This window comes from Aureimonas psammosilenae, from assembly GCF_009176975.1.
Lineage (GTDB): Bacteria > Pseudomonadota > Alphaproteobacteria > Rhizobiales > Rhizobiaceae > Plantimonas > Plantimonas psammosilenae.
The window spans coordinates 1-10,819 of sequence record NZ_WEZG01000030.1; the positions used below are offsets into that span (position 1 = coordinate 1).

A 10,819-nucleotide genomic window follows, 5' to 3' on the forward strand; every position below is an offset into this window, starting at 1 on the left:
CCACCGAGATTATAGACTTCAGCTCCAGTCTTCGGATCCGTCGTTGTGTCGGTGTAGTAGTCGTAATTCTCGAAGAGAGCGTTCAGCCAATTCTGCTTTGCCCCTCTTTGGTTTCGAACGTTGTGGAGATTGAAGCTGATGGTTTCCCCGTCTGCGCAAGATGGCATGGTGGCGGTGTAAGTTGTTCCTCCGTTATCAGCGATGGACACAAATTGGGAACGACCGCCGGTTGAGGATGCCCTTTTCTCTTTATTGAAACAGTAAGCATCGATCTTGTTGTAGTCGCCCGCTTCAGGATCCAGTTGTGCTGTCTGTGGGGCTTTCGCCTTCTGGGTTGCCTGTTTATATCGTCCGGTTGATGAGACTTTAACAGTCATATCGGATTGGCCAACGGGAAGAACGCGAGCCAAGCTCAACGGCAACTTCCCTTCAATATCGACCGTGAACTCATTTACTGTTGTCCAACGTCCGGTGACAGTAACGTTCTGAAGCCCTGTATCGTCAGCAATGGCCGCTTGTATGAAATTAAACAATGAACGATCGGTGCCGGCCGGCCCCTGTCGAGCGACTGATAGCATCGCTTCGTCAGCTCGATCCTGTGCAATACTCTTGGCATTGACGCTTCGTCCGAAATCAACCGCCAAGCCCATTGCGCCGACCAATGGAACTGCGGCCAGTGCGGTCACGATTGCGAAATTTGCTGTTTTGTCTTTCCAAATATCACGCAACATCGCCACCGAGTAACTGTTCAACATGAAGCATGTCACACGGGGCACGAAAATCGGTTAAAATATAAACTCGAATTGGGTAACGCTGCTTCGTGGTTGAGAGGTTATGAACATATGCGTTCTCTAACAAAGCATGAGCCACTGACCCTTCGCTGCAATCTTATCCTCTAGAATTGCTATCCTCGCCAGCACGTCAACCGTCTCGACGGGCTTCCGCTGGGCCTCGATGATGGTCGTAAGATCCTAGCGGCTTGATTGATCTTGATTGTCTTTCAAGCGTCGTCCTGTCCAAAGCGCCGGCCGTTTCTGGCGATGTCTTGAAGAAATTCCCCAAGCGGATCGCCATTCGGAAACGTCACCGCCTGCTGCACGCTCGACAGCTTCGGATGCAGGAACGGCGCGGCCTTATGCGCGGCATCCACCCGTAGAGCCGTGTCGTTGCCCTCATCTCGCATTACAGAAAGCAGGTAATCGAGAGGCATCAGGCCGGACGCTTCGGCGGCCTCCTGCGCTGCCATGGTGCGCTTGTTCTGAGATCCAGCAGGCCGGCCTGCTCCTGGTCGCGACCCTCCATGCATCAGGCTCGCCTCCCCACCCTCGAAGCGCCCTTCTGCGCCTCTTCCAGTTCCTCCAGGCGTCCGAGCACGTCAGCCATCTCGATTGCCTTCCTCTGGCACTCGATAAGCCCGGCAAGGGCCGTCGCCTCCGATGGCGCAAGCTCGCCTGCGGCAGTTGCGGCGATGAGCTTGGCAAATGCCGCTTTCACCCCTTCCGCCGTATCTGCCGCCGGCAGGTCGATTTGCACTGTGCGCTGTGCGGGGGCGGGCTTGGCATGGATGTAGGGGGCCAGCTTTTCTGCGGCCCATCGCTTGTCGTCGGACGAGGCGTTTTCGTTGTGCAGCACGGACAGCATGTATTCGGCAGGCGACTGCTTGTCCTCCAACGCGTCGCGGATCTTCTGCGTCAGGCGGTTTGCACTGCCCGGCTTCCGGCCTGCCCCTTCACGCGCTCCACCTCGGCTCATCGGGACGGCATATCCTTTACCTGAAGGAGGCGCGGCTGCATGTCTTCGCAGGGAGAGCCATCGGCGCTGAAGAACCGGCGCAGAATGATGAGCATGTCTTCGTCCGAAGATGGCGGATAGCCGCCGGCTGCCAGGAGGACATCAAGTTCCCCCGCCTCCAATTCGCGACCACTGACGACGCGCACGACGATCTGGCGGCGCGAGCGGTCGTGCTCCTTGAGGGCCTTGTCCAAGGCTGCAAGGCGACCCCTAAGCGATAGCATGGCTTTCCCCTTTCCAAGGTCCATGGATCTGAATGCGCTCTATGGAAGGCATGAAGCCGACCGGCTCCTGTCCCTTTGGAATAATGCCGACGAGTGTGATCCCGCCAGGGTCACGGATGCCGGCGCGGCGGCAGGCTTCGTCGTAGTCCTCTTTCTCGTACCCGTCGCGGACATGGCAGGCCCAATGCAGGTGTGGATCTACACGCAGATGATCGGGCACAGGCTGACCCATGCTCGCTTCAAGACGGCTGACGCGTTGCTTGACCGTGCTCATCACCGTAGCGCTCCAGTCTGCCGCTGAGTGCGACTATCCACGCTGATGCCCTCGTAGGGCTCCGGCCCGCCGTCCACGCTCACAATGGCCGATGTCGCTGCCGCGCGCTGATACATCCGCCCCAGCATCTGAAGCGTTTGCTCCTCGTTGCGCCGCGTCGAGGGACGAGCCAGCAAGAGTTTCGCCCGAGCCGGATTAAGTAGGGCGTCGGCTATGATGTCGTCCACTGTATTGATGCCAGCCGCCCGCATGTCGGCCGCTGTCTTCGCTCCGATTGCCCCGAGGAACGCGCCGGTCGCGCCGCCCACTGTGAAGCCCCCGGCCGCGCCCATCGCCGCCGGCACGTTGCCCACGATCCGCTGCATGATGGATGGCGGGCCGTTCTCCCGGTTCGCCGCATAGAGCTTTTCAGCCGTGTTGCTGTCGCCGGGGTTCTTGACCGCCGCGACCGATCGATTGGAGCGCTGGAGGTCGTCCGCGAGAGCCTGAAGCGTCGTCACCTCGTCAGCGGTATAGCCGGCGATCTTAAGCGCCCCGACGTTTCGGCGAACGAACTCTTGGAAGCCGTCCGACTTCATCGTGCCGATGCCGCTGGTTCCCGCTTCCGTGTTGCCGATGAAGCGTTGGCGCATGTGATCTGCTACGGCCTGCTTGAGGCCTTGAAGCGCTTCCTTGTCGCCGCCGATGCGCTGGCGAAGCTGCATCATGCGGTTGATGCCGTCCCGCGATCCAAAGAAGCTCCCGACCGTGCGCGTTACGTCCTCGGGATTGTCGAGCTTGAGGAGGCTACCCACCGTCCCTTTCTGAGCATCCGCCAAGGCCCGGTTGCGCTCGCGAATGACGGTCCCAAGAGTGCCGGAAGCGCGTTCGGCATCCGCCAGGGCGTTGTCGAGGCCGGGGATGGCCCGCAGGGCGTCAGAATGGCCCCGCCGCCACGTTTCAAGCCGTACAGGGTCGAAGGTGCCATCTTCACGCATCGCGGCCTTGCGAGCCCGATCTACGGCGTAGTCTCGCAGGGCCGGCAAAGCGGCATCGTCTCCGACCGCCTGCCGATAGCGGCCGATGGCCTCGTAGGACTTCGCGCCGGGGGCGAAGATGCGGCCGGCAACCTCGGACGAGGACAGGTCGTAGGGGCCGGTCTTTGTCGGGCGGCGACGAAGCGGCGCGAGCGTCCCGTTGTCGAACGTCTCCACCCGCTGGATTGTCGCGGCCTTCGCCTGGTTCAGCTTGTCGAGGTCGGCTTGTCCGAAGTTGGGCTGGAGATCATCGCGCGGTAGTCGCGGATCGCGCGGAGTGCGCCCAAGTCGCCCTCCTGCTTCGCTTGTTGCTCCAGATAGGCCAGCAGTGCCGGGCGCTGCGCTTCGGGAACCGATGCTATTGCCCGATCCACCATCAAACCCGACCGCTTCTTGGGATCGTTCTGCACTCCAGTTCTCAACCCACCTTGCGAGGTTTGCCTGTATCGTCTCTTCCGGGCTCATCTGCCCGGCTGCGACCGCTTCAGCATCCTTGCCGGCGCGGACCTTCACGCCGAGCTCAAGGTCTTTCGCGATAGCATTGGAAAGGCGAGACATCCGAGCATAAGCCGGGGTCTCGCCATTTGTCGAACGCTCTTCCCGCATCGCGGCTTTGAGGCGCGAGGACAACGCCGTCATTTCCGAGAACGGCACCACGTCGCCGTATTGGCCGATGGTGTCGAGGATCGCAGCTTCCTCACCAGTAGGAGGCTTGGCAGAGAAAGGCAGGTTCTTGCGCGTCGTCTCGCCCTGCTTGCGGATATTCGAGGGCGGCAGTGCCAACGTTCCGTCAGGGTCCACCAGATCCCACAACCGGCTTTCGCTGGCTCTGGCGCTCGCTCTTGCCGCTTCCAATGCCTCACGAAGCGTTGCGCCGCTCGCCTCGGGGGTTTGCCCCATCCCGAGCGTGTTTGCGCGTCCACGGGCTTCTGTGGCGGCACGATCCACGATGCCTTGCGCGTTGTCGTCTAACTGCTTCAGGTGAGCCCGCACGGCATCCGCGACCTTCTCAGGTGCGCCGCCGGTCTGCACCCCTTCCAAGGCACCGACACGAGCCGCGTTCTGATCCGCCCGGCGCTGCGCGAACGGCTCTGGCCTTTTGACCGCCGCGCCGCGCTCCATCCCGAGCAAGCCGAGGTCCCCGGTCAATTGCCCGGTTGTCGGCTGCGATCCGGGGACGAGTTCCGCGCCGGGATTGTCGAGGCTTTCGCGAGCCGCGTTGATGTCGCTCGTTCCGCTGCGAAGCCGTTCGGATGCCATGCGCTCGCGGCCAGCTTCCGACATCGGAGCCAGATAGTCGCCCACCATGCGCCCACCCGTTCGCAGAAGCGAAGGGACCGCGCCGGCCAGTGTCGCCGCTCCGCCGCCGATCAAGCCGCCAGCCATGCCCGCAAGCGGGTCGTAGGCATCGGGAGCCGCTTCCATAGCTGCCTGCGCGCCCGCGCCGCTCGCTGCCCCGACTGCCGCGTTCCCGGCGACCGCTCCAACGCTTTCGCCGCGCCCGAACACCCGGCCCGCCGTTTCGGCAATGCGCGGAGACGCTGCGCCGGTTTTGATGAGCCCGGCGACGGCGGCTTCCGGCGCAAGAGCGTATCCAGCCCCTTCGCCGGCACCACGCGCGATCCGCTCGCCAGTCGTGGCAGCGACCGTGTTGCGGGGATCGAGAACGGGATCAATGCCGCCCAAGGTTTCGGCGATGTAGCGCGATCCGCCGAACGAGTTCTCGGGGATCAACCCGACATCGGAGCCCGTCGCGGCGTTGTAGCCCCGAACCCCGAGATTGAGCGCCCCGCGGGCCAAGTCTACCGGAGCCCCAAGCGTCGAGTAGAGCGCCGAATTCGCACCTGCCGTCGCGTTGAGGGCGATGCCACTCCCCTCCGGTTCCTGCGGCTGTCCTGCGCCGGTGCTGCCGCCTTGCGAGCCAGTAATGCCGAGCGAGGTAGCAATCTCGTCTACCGTGCGGTTCTGGTCCTCCGGCGAAAGCCGAAGGAAGCTGTCATCGACCGTGACCGAACGGCCTTGGATGTCGAGCGTCGGCATTAGCGCACCCCCCATTTGATGCCGGAGGAGGTCGTACCACCACCGCCGCCAGACGCATTGCCCCCGCTAGCCGGGGGACCGCCCCGACCCTGCAAAGCCTTCTCGCGCGCGGCGCTCAGTTCGTTCGTAAGCTGGTCCAGTTTCGCCGCTGCCGACGCGGCGTTGTCGCCGTATCCTGGGAGATAGCGGTCGGCGTAGTTCCGGGCCTCCGTCTCGTTCATGCCGGCGCCGGTCAACATACGCATCAGCGCGTCCGTACCGCTTTGAAGCTGGCGGTAGAGTTGCGCCTGATCGCTGGCGGAACTGAAGCCGGCCGCAGCGCGGTCGATGATGCCAGTGGCATCGCCGGCCTGTAGCTTCTGCTTCAGGGCCGGCGCGTCCTTCAGGAAGTTGTCCGCCATGCCGATGCGGGCCGCGAGTTCCGAGGGAAGCTGTTCGCCAGGACCGCCAGGGATAGGCTTCACCGCGCCGGGGCGGTCGGGGTCCGGCATGAAGTTAGACGGGACCTTGACGCCATTGCCGCCTATTTGCACCGTGCCGTCAGGGTTGATGGTGATGCCGCCATTGCTGGCGCTCGGTGCTTTCGAGCCGCCGATCTGCACCATTCGGCCGGTAGAGGGATCGTAATAACCCCGCGTCTCGCGCCCCTGGTCATCGTAGAACGTCTCGATGTTCCGCTTGCCGGCCGTCGCGGCAAGCGTATCCCGCTTCAAGCCAAGCTCGGCTTGGTCCTGCGTCTTCAGGTAATCGAACTTGCCCTGTTCGAAGGCGCGGTTTGCATCGTAGCGTTTCTGCTCGCGCTCTTCTGCCTCCTTCTTCATCGCCAGGGAAAAGGCTTCTCCCGGATCAAGCCCAGCCTGCACCAGGCCGTAGATGTCAGGGTATTTGGTCTTCAACCATTCCTTGGTCTTGTTCTTCTCCTGCACCTGAGCGGCACGCGCCAAGGCCTCAGGGACGCCGTTGAATGCGCCTTGCGTGGTCGGGGTGCCGTTGTTGGCGAGAAGCTGCAAACCCACCTGCGTCAGCGGATTGCTCAGCCTGTCGGAAAAGGACGGCGCACCGCCGGACATTGGAACGCCGTTCGGCCCGGAGAGCGAAACGGTCTTGGTGTCGTTCCCCATCAGTGCATCGAGAAGTCCCATCTGCGTCCCCTTTCGTGTCGCTGGGTATGAGCGTCAGGCCGAACCGGCCGTTTCGAAGGCTGTAACCGTGGAAGCGAGGCAGAGGCGGGATAGGCGCACCAACATGCGCACTTGCCCAACGTCGGACACGCGGTGGAAGTAGTCGCGCATGGCGTCGTGATCGGCTCCATCCTTGGCGATGTTGATGGAGGGCGTGATCGTCGCCACGAGGCAATCAACTTGCAGATCCTCGCCTCTGCGAACGCATTCGCTGAAGGCGGCGATGGGGTCGGGAGCGTAGCTGCCTTTCACGAGAAGTTCGGCCAACGCCTCGATGTCCTCATGAGGCGGCGCTTCGCCAAAGAACCCCTCGCTATCCGTAAGCGTCTTCGGCCCGCTGCTTTCGATGGTGGTTCTCGCGATCATTTCTTTTTCCCTCCCCCGGACGAACCGGACTTGGACCCGCTGGAGGATTTGCCGCCCGAGGACGAGGACTTGCCGCCGGACAGGTTGCCGTTGCCGCCCGAGCGGTTTGGCGACGAGCCGTAGGAGCCGGAACCTCCGGACGATGCGCCAGAGCCTGCACTGCGCGCGGCCGATGCCTGCGAAGACGACATGCCGGAGAAGCCATCCCAGCCTGCGCCCATGGCCGCCGAAGCCGCCGCCGATGGCGTTCCACGCCCGCCGCTGCCTCGGCTCTGCGTCGATGCCACCCGACCTGCCGCCGCCGCGTTCTGCGCACTCGTCATGCTGCTGAAGCCGTCCCACCCAGCATCGAGGGCAGCGCGTGCTCCGCTGGAGACGGTGCCCTTGCCGGCGTTCTGCGCGGCCCGCCCGAGAAGGCCTCCGATCACACCGCCAACAGGCCCAGCCGCGACCGCTCCAAGGATGCCGCCGGCCAGAGCACCGCGATTGCGGGGAGCCGTCATGCTGCCGAGAAGGCCGGGCTGGTCCGGCTGGGTCGGGATGCTGGGTTGGCCGGGGAAAGCCCCGCTGGCGTCGGGAGACATGAAGCCGGCGCTTGGCGCGGCGGATACCGCCCGGCGTTCCACCTGATTGACCGCTTGGCCTGGTTGCGCCGATACGCCATCCCAGCCAGCGGACAGTGCGGCCTGCGCCGTTGCGGACGGCGTGCCCATGCTCATGTTCTGAGCCTTGTTGCCGAGAAGGCCGCCCACGATACCGCCGATGGGGCCGGCAACCGCCGTGCCCAGCAAGCCGCCGATCAGCGAACCTTTGTTGCGATCCACGAACCCGCCCTGGCTGAAAAGACCGGGCTGCTGGGGCGCATCAGGAATGCCGGGGAGGTTGGCGTCGGACGGCTGCGACATGAGCCCAGCCGGCTGCGGCGTCATCGACGCGCCGTAGCGGGCGCGGGTGGCGGCTTGGGGCAGCGCTGCCGGCGCTTGACGCGCGATGGCGTTGACCGCAGGTGCGGTGGCCGGTTGGCCGTAGAAGTCGCTGACGAAACTTTGGTACTGAGAAGGGAATGCAGCGGCGGGCGACCGATGATAGCTGCCGTTCACGCCCCACACGGCGCGCGGGCCGTTGCGCGTATCCATGTGCAGACTGTTGCCTGTCGAATAAAGGCCGATGCCGTTGACGTTGTTCGCGGCACCAACCTCCATCATCCCCCGCACGCGATCCGGGGAGAGATCCTTGGTGTTGAAGTCGCCCGCGTTGCCGGTCAGGTGCTGGCTATTCTTCGCACCGCGCGCCCGTGCGTTCGTCGCGCCAGATCGATAGCCGGAATTGAAGCCCACATCGCCGTAGCCCGCCTTGTCGAGGGCGTTCAGTAGACCGGCCATGCCGGGACTGAGCCGTGAACGATCTGCCGTTGCGACGGTCGGGCTACTAACGACACCAGCAAGGCCAGGAAAGCGGCCGGCCATTACGCGGCCTGCTGCTCATCGGGGGAAGCGGACTGACGAAGGCGGGCGTCCAAAGCCTCGCGCATCACCTGCGCCAGCTTCTTGCCTTCGCGATCTGCCGTCTCGCGCAGCAACTTGCTCGTTCCCGCCGCCGCTCGAAGCTGAAGATATTCGGGATACTCGGACATGACGATCTCCTGAAGGTTCAGGAGATAGTATTACACGGTATATATCTAATCAAATCAGTAACATATTGTCTGCCATTGATCGCAGGCGTCCGCAGTTGTCTCCAGACGTTCGCCAGCGTCTGCCTACTGCCCGATATTTATTTTCGTTAGAGACATGGTCTCCTTTTCCGCCATCTGTTGACGGTCATGCTGCCTCCAGTTTCGCGCGGTGAACATCGTTCCAGTCGTCACCCTGGCGCGGTGGGATCTCGACAAACACGCTGAGGCCCTTCGCCTTCAGCCGAGCGGCAAGCTGGTAGGCTGCCGCTTGCCCCGTGTTGCTGGCGTCGTTGTCGCCGAACACCATGATCGTGCCGACGCCCTCCGGCGGCTGCCATTCCTGCATGAGGCCCGCCGTCAGGGCAGCCCAGCACGGCACGTCGAACAGGACGGATGCCGACAGCGCCGTCTCGATGCCTTCGGCAATGCCGAGAACGTCGGTGAACGGCATCAACCGCACGGCGGCGCCGGTCGGCATCGCGCCCATCATCTTGCGCGGACTTGGCACGTCCGCCTTACCGCCAAGCGCGTCCAGATAGGTTCGGTGCAACGCCGCTCGTTCGCCGTTCTTGGCCGCCGCGTCGCAAGGGTCCACCTTCGCGATCATCGCCGGATGCCAGGACGACTTGCGCCCCGCTTCGGCATAGCGCTCGTCCGGGGAAAAGCGCAGCGCGGGCGAGAACTCCGTCCGGCCGATGCGCTCATGGAGATACTTACCGGCAACATCCGCCTTCGTAATCGGCTTGGACCGCTGCCAGAGCGTTCGCATCTCCTCGCGCTTCTGCCCATCGGTCTGCGGCTGCTGGCCTTTCGCGCCGATGACCGGGGCGGCATCGATCTGCGCTTCGATCAGTTGCGCCGCCTCGCGGAATTCGACGCCCTGGAAAAGCTTCACGAGTTCGATGCCGTCGCCCGCGCCGCACTTCGAGCAGATCCACGTTCCGCGCCCGCCCTTGTCGTCAAAACGGAAGCGATCCTTGCCGCCGCACATCGGACAAGGTCCGTGCCGGTTCGAGAGCGCCTTCGCCGGGACGCCGATTGCGGGCAAAATGCCCCTCCAGCGGCCAAGGGCGCGATCCTTGAGAGGTTCACGCAGCATTCGCCGTCTCCGAGCCGTTCGCCTCCTGGCGGCGCTTTTTGGACCGAGCCCAGGCGATCTGCTGCGACTTCATCCAGTTCAGGAAGGCCGCGTCCGGCGGAAGGGGCACTTCGTCCAGGCCGCGAGGCCAGACGCCATAGCGATCCTTGAACTTCGCCGCCGCGTAGCCGGGCTTGTAGCCCTTCTCGCGAACGGTCCAGATCAGCATCGAGTAGACTTCCTGCGGTGTGTGCCCCGTCGCTTCGCCCTTGCCCTTCCGCTTGCCGTTGATCGGGATCAGGCTGCCGGCCTTTTCTTCGATCGCGGACTGGCGTTCCGGCAGAAAGCCGCAGGCGGAGCACTGGCGCATGCCCGGTGGCTTCAGGAACGAGCAGGACGGGCATTCCTTCGGCAGCGGCACGGCCTTCTCGCGCGCCTTCGCCGTGTTCGTTTGGTGCTTGCCGCCGTCCAGCGTCTCGTGGTGGATGTCGGACACGAAGCCGAGGCGCAGCGTCGTGTCGGAATGGTCCAGGATCAGGCAGTCATCCTTGCCGTCCGCCGTGCGAAGGCCGCGCCCGATGATCTGAACGAACAGCATCTCGCTCTTGGTCGGCCGCGCCAGGATGATGGCGCGCACGTCCCAATCAACGCCGGTCGTCAGACAGCCGACGTTGCAGACGACGCGGATCTGTCCGTTGCGAAGGCGCTGGCCCACCAGCTCGCGTTCGTCGCGCGGCGTGTTGGCGTCGACGTAGCCGGTGGCGACGCCCGCCGCCTCGAACTCTGCCGCCAGCCGGCGGGCATGAGCGCGATCCACCGCGAAGAGCAGCGTCGGGCGGTTCTCGCCAAGCCGCAGCCAAGTCGCGACCGTATCGGCGATCAGCACCGGTTCCGACATCACTTCGGACAGATCGCCCTCGTGATAGTCGCCGCGCGCGGTTCGAACCTTCGACAGGTCGGGATGGGCCGGGGCGAACACGCGGAACGGTGAGAGGAAGCCCTTCTCGATGAGTTCGGCCGTGGTCGCCGCGACGATCAGGTCATCGAACAGCTTGCCGAGGCCCTTCGCCCATGGGGTCGCGGACAAGCCGACGAAGGGCACGGAAGCCCAGGCCGGCATCGCCATCCAGTCGCCAAGGAACTGGAACACGCGGTGCGCTTCATCGATCAGGACGAT

12 protein-coding genes are annotated in these 10,819 nt (G+C 63.9%); all 12 read right to left on the reverse strand.

Annotated features, from left to right (window positions below):
* Window positions 1–755 (reverse strand): TadE/TadG family type IV pilus assembly protein (locus F9929_RS23530; protein ID WP_152048996.1); only part of this gene is annotated, 755 nt, incomplete at its 3' end.
* A 245-nt stretch (window positions 756–1,000) separates the two neighbouring features.
* Window positions 1,001–1,246, reverse strand: coding sequence for a hypothetical protein (locus tag F9929_RS23535; protein ID WP_152048997.1), 246 nt, complete (start codon window positions 1,244–1,246; stop codon window positions 1,001–1,003).
* Window positions 1,247–1,305: 59 nt separating this feature from the next.
* Complete coding sequence (locus F9929_RS23540) at window positions 1,306–1,671, reverse strand: hypothetical protein (RefSeq protein ID WP_152048998.1); 366 nt, start codon at window positions 1,669–1,671, stop codon at window positions 1,306–1,308.
* A 77-nt stretch (window positions 1,672–1,748) separates the two neighbouring features.
* Window positions 1,749–1,985, reverse strand: a complete 237-nt coding sequence (locus tag F9929_RS23545) for a hypothetical protein (protein ID WP_152048999.1) — start codon at window positions 1,983–1,985, stop codon at window positions 1,749–1,751.
* Between the two features lie 16 nt (window positions 1,986–2,001).
* Window positions 2,002–2,289, reverse strand: a complete 288-nt coding sequence (locus tag F9929_RS23550; RefSeq protein WP_152049000.1) for a hypothetical protein — start codon at window positions 2,287–2,289, stop codon at window positions 2,002–2,004.
* Entirely contained in the window at window positions 2,289–5,345 is a 3,057-nt protein-coding gene (locus F9929_RS23555; RefSeq protein WP_152049001.1) for a hypothetical protein, read from the reverse strand. The genes F9929_RS23550 and F9929_RS23555 overlap by 1 nt, the downstream gene beginning before the upstream one ends.
* On the reverse strand, window positions 5,345–6,355 hold the full coding sequence (locus F9929_RS23560) for a hypothetical protein (protein WP_152049002.1): 1,011 nt from the start codon (window positions 6,353–6,355) through the stop codon (window positions 5,345–5,347). The genes F9929_RS23555 and F9929_RS23560 overlap by 1 nt, the downstream gene beginning before the upstream one ends.
* 165 nt (window positions 6,356–6,520) lie before the next feature.
* Window positions 6,521–6,892 carry a hypothetical protein gene (locus F9929_RS23565; protein ID WP_152049003.1) on the reverse strand — a complete coding sequence of 124 codons (372 nt, stop codon included), beginning with the start codon at window positions 6,890–6,892 and terminating at the stop codon, window positions 6,521–6,523.
* Entirely contained in the window at window positions 6,889–8,274 is a 1,386-nt protein-coding gene (locus tag F9929_RS23570) for a YcbK family protein (RefSeq protein WP_193227896.1), read from the reverse strand. Before F9929_RS23570 ends, F9929_RS23565 begins: the two co-directional genes overlap by 4 nt.
* 83 nt (window positions 8,275–8,357) lie before the next feature.
* Complete coding sequence (locus tag F9929_RS24220; protein WP_193227897.1) at window positions 8,358–8,525, reverse strand: hypothetical protein; 168 nt, start codon at window positions 8,523–8,525, stop codon at window positions 8,358–8,360.
* A gap of 184 nt (window positions 8,526–8,709) precedes the next feature.
* Window positions 8,710–9,663, reverse strand: coding sequence for a toprim domain-containing protein (locus tag F9929_RS23575; protein WP_235919533.1), 954 nt, complete (start codon window positions 9,661–9,663; stop codon window positions 8,710–8,712).
* Window positions 9,653–10,819: DEAD/DEAH box helicase (locus tag F9929_RS23580; protein ID WP_210251388.1), on the reverse strand; the 1,167-nt coding region annotated here is incomplete at its 5' end. The genes F9929_RS23580 and F9929_RS23575, both read right to left, overlap by 11 nt.

What these genes read in the sequence shown, in the direction of transcription:
- F9929_RS23550 (WP_152049000.1), bottom strand. Translation starts at nt 2,289, where the DNA reads ATGAGCACGGTCAAGCAACGCGTCAGCCGTCTTGAAGCGAGCATGGGT.
- F9929_RS23565 (WP_152049003.1), bottom strand. Translation starts at nt 6,892, where the DNA reads ATGATCGCGAGAACCACCATCGAAAGCAGCGGGCCGAAGACGCTTACG.
- F9929_RS23570 (WP_193227896.1), bottom strand. Translation starts at nt 8,274, where the DNA reads ATGGCCGGTCTACTGAACGCCCTCGACAAGGCGGGCTACGGCGATGTG.
- F9929_RS24220 (WP_193227897.1), bottom strand. Translation starts at nt 8,525, where the DNA reads ATGTCCGAGTATCCCGAATATCTTCAGCTTCGAGCGGCGGCGGGAACG.
- F9929_RS23575 (WP_235919533.1), bottom strand. Translation starts at nt 9,663, where the DNA reads ATGCTGCGTGAACCTCTCAAGGATCGCGCCCTTGGCCGCTGGAGGGGC.
- F9929_RS23535 (WP_152048997.1), bottom strand. Translation starts at nt 1,246, where the DNA reads ATGGCAGCGCAGGAGGCCGCCGAAGCGTCCGGCCTGATGCCTCTCGAT.
- F9929_RS23555 (WP_152049001.1), bottom strand. Translation starts at nt 5,345, where the DNA reads ATGCCGACGCTCGACATCCAAGGCCGTTCGGTCACGGTCGATGACAGC.